This window comes from Haemophilus haemolyticus M19501 (assembly GCF_000222025.1).
In the GTDB taxonomy this organism is placed as follows: Bacteria; Pseudomonadota; Gammaproteobacteria; order Enterobacterales; family Pasteurellaceae; genus Haemophilus; species Haemophilus haemolyticus_G.
In genome coordinates this window covers 175899-190066 of the sequence record NZ_AFQO01000003.1, presented here as the reverse complement: position 1 = coordinate 190066, position 14168 = coordinate 175899, and the positions used below count along the sequence as shown (strand labels likewise).

Genomic DNA, 14168 nt, shown 5'->3' with positions numbered 1-14168 from the left:
ACTAAATTCTCTCCGCTACACGTAATACCGCACTTCTTGAACGAGGATTTGCTTGAATTTCTGCATCACTTGGTTGAATTGCTTTACCAATAGTTTTTAATTTTTGATTACGTTGAATTTGGTCTTCTCTCAATGGCAAACCTTTAGGGATATCCTCACCTTTACTTTGTTTTTTCATAAAATGTTTCACCATTCTATCTTCTAAAGAATGGAAACTAATGATTGATAAACGGCCTTCTGGCGCTAGCATGTCTAAAGCAGAATTGAGTACACTTTCCAATTCATCTAATTCTGCATTGATAAAAATACGAATAGCTTGGAAACTACGAGTCGCAGGATGTTTATGTTTATCTTTGAAAGGTACCGCTTGTGAAATAAGTTCAGCTAATTGACTAGTACGCGATAAAAATTCGGTGCCATTTTTAGCCGCACTTTTGTTGTAATCAACAATAGCAGTGGCAATACGTTTAGCGAAACGCTCTTCGCCAAAAGTTTTCAAAACCCAAGTTAAATCCTCAACCGATACTTGTTTTAACCATTCTGCTGCTGACAAACCTTGAGTCGTGTCCATACGCATATCAAGTGGGCCATCTTTCATAAAACTAAAACCACGCTCTGCTTCATCAAGCTGTGGGGATGACACGCCAAGATCAAGCAAAATACCATCAATTTTGCCAACCAAATTTAATTTTTCACAAATTTCAGGAATATGGGAAAAGCTGTTGTGTTCAATCTGAAAACGTGAGTCTTGAATTTTTTGAGATTCAGCAATTGCTCTAGGATCTCGGTCAACGCCAATGAGACGACCATTTGGGGATAATTTAGAAAGGATTAAACGAGAATGTCCACCACGACCAAAAGTACCGTCAATATAAATTCCATTTTCCTTCAATGCCAAGCCATTCACGGCTTCGTGAAGTAAAACTGTGATATGTTCAGGTGAAGAAAAGGAATTTTCGATATCCATAAATACAATATAAAAGTAAAAAACGGTGAATCATTTTCTATAATGAGAAATCTTTCAAAGCCTCAGACACAAAGTCTGCACTTGAACCAATTTCCATATCTTCTTCAATTTGGGCATGCCATTCTACAGCACTCCAAATTTCAAATTTATTAAGTTGCCCAACCAACATTAAACCTTTTTCTAATTTTGCATGTTGACGTAATGGTCCACTAAGCAAAATACGGCCCTGAGCATCCATCTCACATTCAGTGGCATGGCCAAGCATTACTCGTTGCAAACGGCGTTGGGTAGGATCAAAGTTAGAAAGTGCGAGAAGTTTTTGTTCAATTTTTTCCCATTCATCAAGGGGATAAAGTAAAAGGCAGGGTTGGCGAATATCCACAGTACAAACCATTTGCCCTTGGTTCTTTTCAAGAATTTCAGAGCGATAGCGGGTTGGGATCGCTACACGTCCCTTAGAATCTAAATTAACTGCTGTTGCACCACGAAACATATTACGCCTTAAAAATTGAACTTATTTTGAGAAATTTTTCTAAAAATCTCCACAAAACACCACTTTTCTCCACATCCATGTAAGTTTATAATTTGTTTGCTTAAGTTGCAAGCGATTACCCCTGAAATACCCCTATTTTTTTATCAAAATAAAAAGCCGTTTGAGACAATATCTCAAACGGCTTTTTTTAAACCAAATTATCTTGATTAATTATTCACATACGCTTCTTCATCACGCTCGCCTAATGGATTAAGCATAGCGAAGAATAACACGATACAAACAATTGTTGTTGCAAAACCAAGATAAACTGAAAGTTGATAATCTAAACCAAAACCGATTTTGTTGTAGAACAAGTAAGTTGCACATACTGTTGTAATAAACCAAGCTGGAATAGACGCAACCCAGTGGAATTTATGGTAGCGATATAAGTATGCTGCTGCAGTCCATAACATTACCATTGCTGTCATTTGGTTTGCCCAAGTGAAATAACGCCATAATACGCTAAAGTCAATGGTTGAAACGAAATAGCCTAATACGAATAGTGGTACAGCAATTAATAAACGTTTAGGCAATGAACGTTGGTCGATATGGAAAATTTCTGCTAATTGTAAACGAGCAGCACGGAATGCGGTATCGCCAGAAGTAATAGGTAAAACCACCACACCTAACACAGCAAAAATACCACCGATAAAACCTAAGAAGTGTAACGAACTGTCATACACAACTTTAGACGGAGAACCTGCTGAAATCGCATCTTGTAATGCTTGTGGGTTTTCATAGAATGCAAGCCCAACCATACACCAGATTAACGCAATTACACCTTCAGCAATCATTGCACCATAAAAGATAAAACGGCCTTCTTTTTCATTTTCAGCACAACGCGCCATTAAAGGAGTTTGAGTTGCATGGAAACCAGATAATGCACCACAAGAAATAGTTAAGAACAATAATGGCCAAATTGGAACATCACCCTTCACTTGGAAGTTTTGCGTAAATTTCGCCCAAGTTAAACCCTCGCCATCAGCATTGATTGTACGGAAAAACTCAATTGGATCTGTTGCACTAAAATGTGAAACAACTAATCCGTATACCATACCGACTGACATAAAGAGTAATAACGCACCAAAGAGTGGATAAATTCGACCAATAATCTTATCAACTGGAAGTAAGGTTGCAAGAATATAATAAGCAAAGATAATAATCGTCCAAACTGCAACAACCGTTGCTTTATCCATTCCCCATACTTTGATACCACCGGCTTCAACTGCATGATGAACAGCCTCAGCATCACCTAATTGTAACGCCCCTTGAGATGCGCCCAATAAGTCCATGGTAATCGTACCCATTAATTGAGCTGGGCTTGATACAAACACAACACCTACTAATAATAAAAGTACAAGTGCCAATGTGTTAATAAATACTTTTACAGGACGACCTAAGAATTTACCAGCTAAATATGGCATAGTTGCACCGCCATGACGGATACTTAACATACCACAGAAATAGTCATGCACTGCACCGGCAAAAATACAACCGATTACAATCCAAAGCATTGCCACTGGTCCGTATAACGCACCAAGAATCGGACCAAAAATAGGACCAGTTCCAGCAATGTTTAATAATTGAATTAACCAAATTTTGGTTTTTGACATTGGCATATAATCCACGCCATCATTTACCTGGTAAGCAGGGGTCTGACGTTGTGGATTAATCACAAAGATTTTTTCGATAATTTTTCCATAAACAAAGTAACCAAGAATCAAAATGGCTACACAAAAGAAAAACCATAGCATAGAAAGGCTCCTCAAAGATAAACAAAAATATTTAGTGTATGCCCTAAACAAGCTGCGGTATTCTATTTCAAATTGTTCTAAATCAAAAATTGAATTTAAAGATTTTTATAGATTTGTGACTTATATCACATTTATAAAATCTAAAAATTCAATTAATATACTAATAAATAAGTAATTTTATGGATTATAGAGAAAATATGGCCTTAACTCGATGCCCTGAATGCAGAAAAAAGATTAGTGAAAATGCAGAAAACTGCCCTAATTGTGGTTTTTCTTTCAAACACGCAGATTTAGAAATTTATAAACAACAATTAGAAAAACGACGGCTGCATAATGCTGAAATCAATCGTAAAAGTACAAAACTCCACATAATTTGGCTTTGCATCTTTGCTATTTTTATCGCGATAGCTAGTTGGATTACAAATAAATAGAAAAAATATCTCGTATGTATATAAAGTTACTTCAGATATTAACTATTAATTCGTCCATCTCCACTATAGATATTCCCTTTGCCTTCTCTTGCAAAGCCAATCAAAGTCAAATGATGTGCTTCAGCCATTTTCACGGCAAGATTAGTTGCTCCAGAAATCGTCACTAACATTTCCACCCCACAAGAAATAGTTTTTTGAACCATTTCATAACTTGCACGACTCGAAGCGACAATAATTCCATTAGGCTTGCCTGATTTTGCATGCCAGCCAAGTAATTTATCAAGCGCGACATGACGACCCACATCTTCAAAAATAGCAAGCATATTACCTTCTAAATCAAAAAAGCCACAAGCATGTGTCGAACCTGTTTGCTGACCTAATCGTTGATTTTTATGAAGCTCTGACAAACAGCCATCGAGCAAATTCAAATCAAACTTAAAAGTGCGGTCTAATTTCGGAAAATTTTTATACACTTGATTAAGCTGCTCCGTGCCACAAATGCCGCACCCCGTACGTCCCGTAAGATTACGACGATGCTCTTTTAATGCCATAAATTTTCGGCTAGACAGTTCGATTTGCACTTCAATACCATTGCAAACTTCCACTACATCAATGCCGTAAATATCCGAAGGTTTTTCAATAATGCCTTCCGTGAGAGAAAACCCCAGAGCAAATACCTCTAAATCTTTCGGTGAACACATCATAACCGCATGAGAAATACCGTTATAAACTAATGAAACTGGCATTTCGACCGCTAGAAAATCTTCTTTTGATTGTAAAAGTGCGGTTGAATTTTCTATACTTTTATTTCTTTTAAAAAAGTTAATCGTTTGTTTAATCAGCCAATCCATTCTTTACCTACCCATTACTAAAATGTAAAAAAAATGTTAATTTTTTTGTAAATTTATGATCTAGATCATAATATTTCTGCGTTATAATGCCATTTGATTATGGATTTATCGTTAAAAAATCGTTATTCTAGGCGTCCATAAATTGGCCCACTTTTGAACCAATTTGCGATGTTGAGTAACGTTATTTTAACGAAATCAACCAAATTATCTAGTTACACTAGACGAATTTATTACTATCTAAATATCTCAACAACTTGTTGTTGAAAGGAGTGATTATGCAGATCTCAAGAAGAAAATTCTTTAAGGTCTGTGCAGGTGGTATGGCGGGAACGTCAGCTGCGATGTTGGGTTTTTCTCCAGCAAACGTATTAGCTGCGCCACGCGAATATAAATTATTACGCGCGTTTGAATCCCGTAACACCTGTACATATTGCGCTGTAAGTTGTGGTATGTTGTTATATAGCACAGGCAAACCTTACAATTCATTAAGCAGCCATACTGGCACAAATACTCGTTCAAAACTCTTTCATATTGAGGGTGATCCAGATCATCCAGTCAGTCGTGGTGCGCTTTGCCCGAAAGGTGCTGGCGCACTCGATTATGTAAATAGTGAAAGCCGTTCTTTATATCCTCAATATCGTGCGCCCGGTTCTGATAAATGGGAACGAATTTCTTGGAAAGATGCCATTAAACGTATTGCTCGTTTAATGAAAGATGACCGAGATGCCAACTTTGTTGAAAAAGATGCAAATGGAAAAACGGTTAATCGTTGGGCAACGACAGGAATTATGACTGCATCAGCAATGAGCAATGAAGCTGCGTTATTAACGCAAAAGTGGATTCGAATGCTCGGTATGGTGCCAGTATGTAACCAAGCGAATACTTGACACGGACCAACGGTAGCAAGTCTTGCTCCATCATTTGGTCGCGGTGCCATGACAAATAACTGGGTTGATATTAAAAATGCCAACTTAATCATCGTTCAAGGCGGTAACCCTGCTGAAGCCCATCCTGTTGGCTTCCGTTGGGCAATTGAAGCGAAGAAAAACGGTGCGAAAATCATCGTTATTGATCCGCGTTTTAACCGTACAGCATCCGTTGCTGATCTTCATGCGCCAATTCGTTCTGGTTCTGATATTACGTTCTTAATGGGCGTGATCCGTTACCTATTGGAAACAAACCAAATTCAACACGAATATGTTAAATACTATACCAACGCATCATTCTTAATTGATGAAGGTTTCAAATTTGAAGATGGTTTATTTGTAGGGTATAACGAAGAAAAACGTAACTACGATAAATCTAAATGGAACTACCAATTTGATGAAAATGGTCACGCTAAACGTGATATGACATTACAACATCCTCGTTGTGTCATTAACATCTTAAAGGAACACGTTTCTCGTTATACCCCAGAAATGGTTGAGCGTATTACAGGTGTAAAACAAAAACTCTTCTTACAAATCTGTGAAGAAATTGGTAAAACCTCAGTACCAAATAAAACGATGACGCATCTATATGCGTTAGGCTTTACAGAGCATTCAATCGGTACACAAAATATTCGCTCAATGGCGATGATACAATTACTTTTAGGTAATATGGGAATGCCAGGTGGCGGTATTAACGCATTACGTGGACACTCCAATGTGCAAGGTACGACAGATATGGGCTTATTGCCAATGTCTTTACCAGGTTATATGCGTTTGCCAAACGACAAAGATACCTCTTACGAGCAATACATTAACGCAATTACACCGAAAGATATCGTTCCAAACCAAGTGAACTATTATCGTCATACTTCAAAATTCTTTGTCAGTATGATGAAAACTTTCTACGGAGATAATGCCACTAAGGAAAATGGCTGGGGGTTCGATTTCTTACCAAAAGCAGATCGCCTATATGATCCAATTACTCACGTTAAATTGATGAATGAAGGCAAATTACACGGTTGGATTTTACAAGGTTTTAACGTATTAAATTCACTACCAAATAAAAATAAAACGTTATCTGGTATGAGTAAACTGAAATACTTAGTCGTTATGGATCCATTACAAACTGAATCATCAGAATTTTGGAGAAATTTTGGTGAGTCAAATGATGTAAACCCTGCGGAAATTCAAACAGAAGTTTTCCGTTTACCAACTACTTGTTTCGCAGAAGAAGAAGGATCAATCGTTAATTCTGGTCGCTGGGCTCAATGGCACTGGAAAGGTTGCGATCAACCGGGAGAAGCCTTACCTGATGTTGATATTCTTTCTATGCTACGCGAAGAAATGCACGAACTTTACAAAAAAGAGGGTGGTCAAGGCATTGAATCTTTTGAAGCGATGACTTGGAATTATGCTCAACCACACTCACCAAGTGCGGTTGAATTAGCCAAAGAATTAAATGGTTATGCGCTTGAAGACCTTTATGATCCAAACGGTAACTTGATGTACAAGAAAGGTCAATTACTCAATGGATTTGCACATTTACGTGATGATGGTACAACAACATCAGGTAACTGGTTATATGTTGGTCAATGGACTGAAAAAGGCAATCAAACTGCTAATCGCGATAATTCAGATCCATCGGGTTTAGGCTGTACTATTGGTTGGGGATTTGCATGGCCTGCAAACCGCCGCGTACTTTATAGCCGTGCATCATTAGATATCAATGGTAATCCTTGGGATAAAAACCGCCAATTAATCAAATGGAACGGTAAAAACTGGAACTGGTTTGATATTGCTGACTACGGCACGCAACCACCAGGTTCTGATACAGGGCCATTTATTATGTCCGCAGAAGGCGTAGGACGTTTATTTGCCGTTGATAAAATTGCAAATGGCCCAATGCCAGAACACTATGAACCAGTTGAAAGCCCAATTGATACAAACCCACTTCATCCAAATGTAGTGACAGATCCAACTTTACGTATCTATAAAGAAGATCGTGAATTTATTGGTTCAAATAAAGACTATCCATTTGTAGCAACAACTTATCGTTTAACCGAGCATTTCCACAGTTGGACTGCACAATCTGCATTAAATATCATCGCACAACCACAACAATTTGTGGAAATTGGCGAAAAATTAGCGGCAGAAAAAGGCATCCAAAAAGGCGATATGGTAAAAATTACTTCTCGTCGTGGCTATATTAAAGCGGTTGCCGTAGTTACAAAACGTCTTAAAGATCTCGAAATTGATGGACGTGTCGTACACCATATAGGTCTTCCAATTCACTGGAATATGAAGGCATTAAATGGCAAAGGTAACCGTGGATTCTCTACAAATACCTTAACACCATCTTGGGGTGAGGCAATCACACAAACACCAGAATACAAAACATTCTTGGTAAATATTGAAAAAGTTGGGGAGGCATAATATGGCTGGAACTGCTCAAGGCGTTCAAACGCAAGACGTTATTAAAATCTCCGCAACATCTGGTTTAACACCAGCTCCACAAGCGAGAGATCATAAAGTTGAAGTCGCAAAATTAATTGATGTTTCAACTTGTATCGGATGTAAAGCCTGCCAAGTGGGTTGTTCAGAGTGGAATGATATTCGCTCTGATGTCAATGCACAATGTGTTGGGGTTTATGACAATCCAGTTGATCTTGATGCAAAAGCGTGGACGGTGATGCGTTTTAACGAAGTTGAAGAAAACGATCGTTTAGAATGGCTGATTCGTAAAGATGGCTGTATGCACTGCGCAGAACCTGGTTGTTTAAAGGCTTGTCCTGCACCAGGTGCAATCATTCAATATGCTAACGGTATTGTAGATTTCCAATCCGATAAATGTATTGGTTGTGGTTATTGTATTGCAGGCTGTCCATTCAATATTCCACGAATGAATCCTGAAGACAATCGTGTATACAAATGCACCCTTTGCGTGGATCGTGTTTCTGTAGGACAAGAACCAGCTTGCGTGAAAACCTGTCCAACAGGTGCGATTCGTTTCGGCTCTAAAGAAGAAATGAAAATTTATGCAGAACAACGTGTTGCAGATTTAAAATCCCGTGGTTATGAAAACGCAGGACTTTATGATCCTCCAGGTGTAGGCGGTACACACGTAATGTATGTGTTGCATCACGCAGATAAACCTGAGCTTTACAATGGTCTTCCAAAAGATCCTCAAATTGATTTGAGTGTGACCTTATGGAAAGATGTATTGAAACCAGTCGCTGCAGTTGCAATGGGTGGTCTAGCTCTAGCAGAAGTTGCGCACTACTTAACCGTTGGCCCAAATGTAGAAGAAGATGTAGAAGATCATCATCACGAATTTGAAGAAAATAAACCGTCTAAGGGGGAAAATAATGAGTAAAATTGAAATTAGCAATGATACTCGCGTTATCCGTCATAGAACTCCAGCGCGTATTAGTCACTGGATGTTGGTTATTTGCTTTTTTATGACGATGTTCACTGGTGTTGCATTTTTCTTCCCTGACTTTGCTTGGCTCACAGAAATTTTGGGTACACCACAAATTGCGCGCGCCATTCATCCATTCACAGGGATTTTAATGTTCTTCGCTTTCATCTACTTAGCGTTATTGTACTGGGATCACAATATTCCAGAGAAAAACGATATTCGCTGGGCAAAAGGTGTTATTGAAGTGCTTAAAGGGAATGAACACGCAGTTGCTGACAACGGTAAATATAACCTTGGTCAAAAAATGCTCTTTTGGACATTAAACTTGGCAATGGTAACGTTATTAGTCACTGGCATCATTATGTGGCGTCAATATTTTTCACATTACTTCTCAATCCCAGTATTGCGAATTGCTATTTTGCTCCACTCTGCAAGTGCTTTTATGTTATTCACGGGTATCTTGGTGCATATATATATGGCATTTTGGGTTAAAGGATCAATTCGCGGTATTGTTGAAGGTTGGGTAACCGTTCGTTGGGCGAAAAAACACCACCCGAGATGGTATCGTGAAGAAGTTTTATCAAAACTTGAAGAAGATTTACTCAACGAGCAATCTGGCAAAAAAGTAGGTAAAACCAAAGTATTATTTAAAGGATTTGGCAAATAAGCTGAAATCCTGAAAAAGAAAAAAGTGCGGTTAAAATTGACCGCACTTTTTATTCTAAAAGAGAGAAGAATATGAATATCAAAATCTTATCTGAATCAGAAATTAAACAAGTAGCAAATTCATATCAAGCCCCAGCGGTTTTATTTGCCAATCCTAAAAATCTTTACCAACGCAGAGCAAAACGTTTAAGAGACTTAGCACAAAATCATCCTCTATCTGATTATTTATTATTTGCTGCAGATATAGTTGAAAGCCAACTTTCCACGTTAGAAAAAAATCCTTTACCGCCACAACAGCTTGAACAGTTAAATGCTATCGAGCCACTAAATGCCAAAACCTTTAAGCGAGACAGTATCTGGCGTGAATACTTAACTGAAATTCTTGATGAAATAAAGCCCAAAGCTAACGAGCAAATTTCTGCAACAATCGAATGTCTTGAAAAAGCCTCCTCTGCCGAATTAGAAGAAATGGCAAATAAGCTATTAGCACAAGAATTTAATTTAGTCAGCAGTGATAAAGCCGTCTTTATTTGGGCTGCACTTTCCCTTTATTGGTTACAGCTCGCCCAGCAAATACCCCATAATAGCCAAGTTGAGAACGCCGAAAATTTACATCACTGCCCTGTTTGTGGTTCTTTACCAGTGGCAAGTATGGTACAAATTGGTACATCACAAGGGTTACGCTACTTACATTGTAATTTATGTGAAAGTGAATGGAATTTAGTACGCGCACAATGCACCAATTGTAATAGCCACGACAAACTCGAAATGTGGTCGTTAGATGAAGAACTTGCACTTGTTCGTGCCGAAACCTGTGGTAGCTGTGAAAGTTACTTAAAAATGATGTTCCAAGAAAAAGATCCTTACGTAGAACCTGTAGCCGATGATTTGGCCTCCATTTTCTTAGATATTGAAATGGAAGAAAAGGGTTTCGCACGCAGCGGATTAAATCCATTTGTTTTTCCTGCAGAAGAAGCATAAAAAATATAGCCTAGGATAAACATCCTAGGCTATATCATTCGTGTCTATAAATAACAGGCCATTACTACGGCATTTTCTCGTCCACCACTGGGTTTAGGATAATAATTTTTCCGAATATCCACTTCATTAAAACCAATTTTTTCATACAAGAAACGAGCAGGATTAGACTCTCTGACTTCTAGCCATAAGGTCTGTACACCTTTTTCTTTTAACCGAGCGATTAACTCATTCAACAATAATTTCCCCAATCCATTACCTTGATAGGACGGTAAAATCGCAATATTAAACAAAGTCGCTTCATCCAATACTGTTTGGCAAATAGCAAAACCGATAATCTGATTATTCTCAATTAATTTTAAATTGAGATAACGATCCCCTTGATTATTTTTTAACGTACCAAATGACCAAGGCACAAGATGTGCTTGCTGCTCGATTTCATACAATCGCTCGAAATCACAGGCTTCAATTTGAGAAATAATAGACATAATTAAGGCTGCTGAATTTGTTGCCATAACGCTCGTTTGGCTTGATGATTAGATTGAAATTGCTGCCAACTTGGCGAGCGATAAACCTGCTCTGCCTGAATACAAAATGGCAAAGTGCGGTCAATTTGGTCGCTATTTTCTGATAGTAGCCAGTAACGAATAGGCTGCTTACATTCCATATGCTGGATTTGATCGTAATTCAAACATAAACAATTTTCTTTTTTAAGATCAAGGCTTAACAGCACATCAGCCAATAAAGGAGAGCTACTGATATTCTCATCGGAAACAGTGATAAAGCGAATATTCTCTGCCACACTAATTCCTACGGAACCTTGCAGCACCTCGGGGCGATATAATGTCCACTGGGAAATCCCCATTTCTTGTAAAAGAAGATCGCGTCTGTTCATAAGTGAATTTTTAAAAACGTTGCTTGAAAAATAGTGTTAATTTCTTTTATTAATCTTTGCTAAAATGACGCATAATTTTAACTAATAACCCACAGGATTCAAAGCGTGATTTCTCTAGAGAGCCAAGTTTTAGAACGCCATCTTTCATTTTTTAATGGTAAATCGGTATTATTTGCTGGAGGAATTTCTGATAATTTTCCTCAAACATTAGCCTCAAAATGCCAATCAATCCAAATTTGGAGCTGCTATTTTGACTATGCAAGAACGCAAAGTGCGGTCAATTTTTCCGTTGAATTTCAAGATCAAGCCGATTTAATCGTTTATTATTGGACTAAAAACAAACAAGAAGTCAATTTCCAACTACTTCAACTATTGTCTCAAGCTCCTATTGGTCAAGAAATATTAATTATTGGCGAAAATCGTTGTGGCGTGCGTTCAGTAGAAAAAACATTAAAACCCTATGGGGAAATAGCAAAAATTGACTCTGCTCGCCGTTGCGGTTTATATCATTTTTCACTCCAAAATAAACCGCACTTTGAACTTAAAAATTTCTGGAAAACCTATCAACATTCAACACTTGAAGACCTAACTATCTATAGTTTACCTGGGGTATTTAGTGCGGCGGAATTAGACACAGGCACAGAACTGTTACTTTCAACCATTGATAATAAAATAAAAGGAAAAGTACTCGATCTTGGCTGTGGAGCAGGAGTAATTGGCTCTATGATAAAAAAACGCTCGCCTAACACACAAATTACAATGACAGATATTCACGCTATGGCGTTAGAATCAGCGCGTAAAACACTTTCTGAAAATCAATTACAAGGCGAGGTTTACGTCAGTGATGTCTTTTCTGATACAGAAGGAAAATTTGATTTAATCATTTCCAATCCGCCATTCCATGATGGCATTGATACCGCCTATCGAGCCGTAACAGAACTTATCACTCAAGCGAAATGGCACCTCAATCAAGGTGGAGAATTACGCATTGTCGCCAATTCATTTTTGCCTTATCCCGAATTACTTAGACAACATTTCAATGATTATCAAGTTCTTGCTCAAACAGGAAAATTTAGAGTGTATTCAGTGAAAAATTAGAAAAAAATCCCCATCACAATAATGGGGATTTTTATTATCCGTATAAATTTTACCGCACTTTATTCATCCATATATCCTAAACTTCGCAGCGCACGTTCATCATCAGCCCAACCTGATTTCACTTTTACCCAAAGTTCAAGATGGACTTTGTTATCAAATAAACGTTCCATATCAGCACGTGCTTCCATACCAATAGTTTTAATTTTTTGACCGCCCGCACCAATGACCATTTTTTTCTGCCCCTCACGCTCAACCAAAATTAATCCATTTATTTCATAAGTGCCACGTTCATTCACTTTGAACTGTTCGATTTCAACAGTAACAGAATAAGGCAATTCTTCCCCCGTAAAACGCATTAATTTTTCACGGATTATTTCCGATGCCATAAAACGTTGTGAACGGTCTGTGACATAATCTTCTGGGAAATGATGCACACCTTCGCGTAAAGATTGGCGTACAATTTTCTCTAATTCCTGAACATTATTCCCACGCTGTGCAGAAATTGGCACAACGTGAGCAAAATTAAATTTACTGCTAAGTTCTGTAATAAACGGCAATAAATCATCTTTATTTTTGATGTTATCTACTTTGTTGATAGCAAGCACAACGGGGGATTTTGCATTACGTAATTTGTTTAACACCATTTCATCATCTGCATTCCAGTGTGTGCCATCTACGACAAAAATAATTAAATCAACATCGCCGATAGCACTACTTGCTGCACGGTTCATTAAACGATTAATAGCACGTTTCTCTTCAATATGAAGCCCTGGCGTATCCACATAGATTTCTTGATACGCCCCTTCAGTTTTAATTCCCACAATGCGGTGACGGGTGGTTTGTGCTTTACGTGATGTAATTGAAATTTTTTGTCCTAAAATTTTATTTAAGAGCGTTGATTTACCCACATTTGGGCGACCTACGATAGCAATAAAGCCGCAATAGGTTTTGTCGAATTGTTCGGTCATTTGATGTCCAGTTCTTTTAAAATTTGTTCTGCTGCTGCTTGTTCAGCTTTACGACGGCTAGATCCTTTTGCCACAAAAGTGCGGTCAATTTTCTCCGCACTTTTCACTTTACATTCAACAGTGAAAATTTGGCAATGGGCTTCCCCTTGAATATTTACCACTTCATAAGTTGGCAATGGCAAATGTTTACCTTGTAAATATTCTTGCAAACGCGTTTTTGCATCTTTTTGATTATCGCCTGGTTTAATTTCTGCCAATAATTGTTGATACCAATTTCGAATCACTTGGGTCGTCACAGCCAATCCTTGATCCAAAGACATCGCGCCAATAATTGCTTCTACACAATCGGCAAGAATAGATTCACGGCGAAAACCACCGCTCTTTAGCTCGCCAGAACCAAGCAACATATAATCGCCTAATTCAAATTGGCGCGCTAAAATCGCTAAAGTGGGTTCGCGTACCAAAGTAGCACGCATACGGCTCAGTTCGCCTTCATTACAACGTGGAAACTGATGATAAAGTACCTCAGCGATAGTGAAATTAAGAATGGAATCGCCTAGAAATTCTAGGCGTTCATTATGTTGAGTTGCCGCACTTCGATGTGTGAGTGCCTGCTTTAAGAGCGCAATGTCATTAAAACGATAGCCGATTTTACGCTCAAGTCGATCTAAATGATTCATC

General features: G+C 38.1%; 14 protein-coding genes. 6 read left to right on the top strand and 8 right to left on the bottom strand.

What is annotated here, in order from left to right:
- Position 1: 1 nt before the first annotated feature.
- From rsmH to GG9_RS07095, 3 genes are all read right to left on the bottom strand, one after another.
- Positions 2-967, bottom strand: a complete 966-nt coding sequence (gene rsmH / locus GG9_RS07085; RefSeq protein WP_005630339.1) for a 16S rRNA (cytosine(1402)-N(4))-methyltransferase RsmH — start codon at positions 965-967, stop codon at positions 2-4.
- 37 nt (positions 968-1004) lie between these two features.
- Positions 1005-1460 carry a division/cell wall cluster transcriptional repressor MraZ gene (gene mraZ, locus GG9_RS07090; protein ID WP_005630337.1) on the bottom strand — a complete coding sequence of 152 codons (456 nt, stop codon included), beginning with the start codon at positions 1458-1460 and terminating at the stop codon, positions 1005-1007.
- A gap of 206 nt (positions 1461-1666) precedes the next feature.
- Entirely contained in the window at positions 1667-3253 is a 1587-nt protein-coding gene (locus tag GG9_RS07095) for a carbon starvation CstA family protein (protein WP_005630336.1), read from the bottom strand.
- A gap of 197 nt (positions 3254-3450) precedes the next feature.
- Between GG9_RS07095 and GG9_RS07100 the strand changes: the two genes are divergently transcribed.
- A complete protein-coding gene (locus GG9_RS07100) occupies positions 3451-3684 on the top strand; it encodes a zinc ribbon domain-containing protein (RefSeq protein ID WP_032825035.1) in 234 nt (77 codons plus the stop codon).
- A 38-nt stretch (positions 3685-3722) separates the two neighbouring features.
- Here the strand turns inward: GG9_RS07100 and fdhD are convergent, their stop codons facing one another.
- On the bottom strand, positions 3723-4535 hold the full coding sequence (gene fdhD / locus GG9_RS07105) for a formate dehydrogenase accessory sulfurtransferase FdhD (RefSeq protein WP_005630332.1): 813 nt from the start codon (positions 4533-4535) through the stop codon (positions 3723-3725).
- 275 nt (positions 4536-4810) lie between these two features.
- Between fdhD and fdnG the strand changes: the two genes are divergently transcribed.
- From fdnG to fdhE, 4 genes are all read left to right on the top strand, one after another.
- Positions 4811-7897: a formate dehydrogenase-N subunit alpha gene (fdnG, locus tag GG9_RS07115; RefSeq protein ID WP_141561824.1), complete on the top strand. Its 3087-nt coding sequence runs from the start codon at positions 4811-4813 to the stop codon at positions 7895-7897.
- A 1-nt stretch (position 7898) separates the two neighbouring features.
- Positions 7899-8837 carry a formate dehydrogenase subunit beta gene (gene fdxH, locus GG9_RS07120; RefSeq protein ID WP_005630326.1) on the top strand — a complete coding sequence of 313 codons (939 nt, stop codon included), beginning with the start codon at positions 7899-7901 and terminating at the stop codon, positions 8835-8837.
- Positions 8830-9549 (top strand): formate dehydrogenase subunit gamma, encoded by a 720-nt coding sequence (locus tag GG9_RS07125; protein WP_005630324.1) that lies wholly within the window; start codon positions 8830-8832, stop codon positions 9547-9549. The genes fdxH and GG9_RS07125 overlap by 8 nt, the downstream gene beginning before the upstream one ends.
- Before the next feature lie 71 nt (positions 9550-9620).
- On the top strand, positions 9621-10529 hold the full coding sequence (fdhE, locus tag GG9_RS07130; RefSeq protein WP_005630322.1) for a formate dehydrogenase accessory protein FdhE: 909 nt from the start codon (positions 9621-9623) through the stop codon (positions 10527-10529).
- Positions 10530-10573: 44 nt separating this feature from the next.
- Here the strand turns inward: fdhE and rimI are convergent, their stop codons facing one another.
- Positions 10574-11014, bottom strand: a complete 441-nt coding sequence (gene rimI, locus GG9_RS07135; RefSeq protein ID WP_080451774.1) for a ribosomal protein S18-alanine N-acetyltransferase — start codon at positions 11012-11014, stop codon at positions 10574-10576.
- Positions 11015-11016: 2 nt separating this feature from the next.
- Positions 11017-11421, bottom strand: a complete 405-nt coding sequence (gene holD / locus GG9_RS07140) for a DNA polymerase III subunit psi (protein WP_005630317.1) — start codon at positions 11419-11421, stop codon at positions 11017-11019.
- Between the two features lie 105 nt (positions 11422-11526).
- Between holD and rsmC the strand changes: the two genes are divergently transcribed.
- The gene (gene rsmC, locus GG9_RS07145; RefSeq protein ID WP_005630315.1) at positions 11527-12519 is read left to right on the top strand and encodes a 16S rRNA (guanine(1207)-N(2))-methyltransferase RsmC; all 993 of its coding nucleotides are present in this window, start codon (positions 11527-11529) and stop codon (positions 12517-12519) included.
- 59 nt (positions 12520-12578) lie between these two features.
- On the opposite strand, the gene era is transcribed toward rsmC, so the two are convergent.
- Entirely contained in the window at positions 12579-13487 is a 909-nt protein-coding gene (gene era / locus GG9_RS07150) for a GTPase Era (RefSeq protein ID WP_005630313.1), read from the bottom strand.
- The gene (gene rnc, locus GG9_RS07155; protein WP_005630311.1) at positions 13484-14167 is read right to left on the bottom strand and encodes a ribonuclease III; all 684 of its coding nucleotides are present in this window, start codon (positions 14165-14167) and stop codon (positions 13484-13486) included. Before rnc ends, era begins: the two co-directional genes overlap by 4 nt.
- Between the last annotated feature and the right edge of the window lies 1 nt (position 14168).

What these genes read in the sequence shown, in the direction of transcription:
- mraZ (WP_005630337.1), bottom strand. Translation starts at nt 1,460, where the DNA reads ATGTTTCGTGGTGCAACAGCAGTTAATTTAGATTCTAAGGGACGTGTA.
- GG9_RS07100 (WP_032825035.1), top strand. Translation starts at nt 3,451, where the DNA reads ATGGCCTTAACTCGATGCCCTGAATGCAGAAAAAAGATTAGTGAAAAT.
- rimI (WP_080451774.1), bottom strand. Translation starts at nt 11,014, where the DNA reads ATGTCTATTATTTCTCAAATTGAAGCCTGTGATTTCGAGCGATTGTAT.
- fdhE (WP_005630322.1), top strand. Translation starts at nt 9,621, where the DNA reads ATGAATATCAAAATCTTATCTGAATCAGAAATTAAACAAGTAGCAAAT.
- rsmH (WP_005630339.1), bottom strand. Translation starts at nt 967, where the DNA reads ATGGATATCGAAAATTCCTTTTCTTCACCTGAACATATCACAGTTTTA.
- fdxH (WP_005630326.1), top strand. Translation starts at nt 7,899, where the DNA reads ATGGCTGGAACTGCTCAAGGCGTTCAAACGCAAGACGTTATTAAAATC.
- rnc (WP_005630311.1), bottom strand. Translation starts at nt 14,167, where the DNA reads ATGAATCATTTAGATCGACTTGAGCGTAAAATCGGCTATCGTTTTAAT.
- fdhD (WP_005630332.1), bottom strand. Translation starts at nt 4,535, where the DNA reads ATGGATTGGCTGATTAAACAAACGATTAACTTTTTTAAAAGAAATAAA.
- holD (WP_005630317.1), bottom strand. Translation starts at nt 11,421, where the DNA reads ATGAACAGACGCGATCTTCTTTTACAAGAAATGGGGATTTCCCAGTGG.
- GG9_RS07095 (WP_005630336.1), bottom strand. Translation starts at nt 3,253, where the DNA reads ATGCTATGGTTTTTCTTTTGTGTAGCCATTTTGATTCTTGGTTACTTT.
- GG9_RS07125 (WP_005630324.1), top strand. Translation starts at nt 8,830, where the DNA reads ATGAGTAAAATTGAAATTAGCAATGATACTCGCGTTATCCGTCATAGA.
- era (WP_005630313.1), bottom strand. Translation starts at nt 13,487, where the DNA reads ATGACCGAACAATTCGACAAAACCTATTGCGGCTTTATTGCTATCGTA.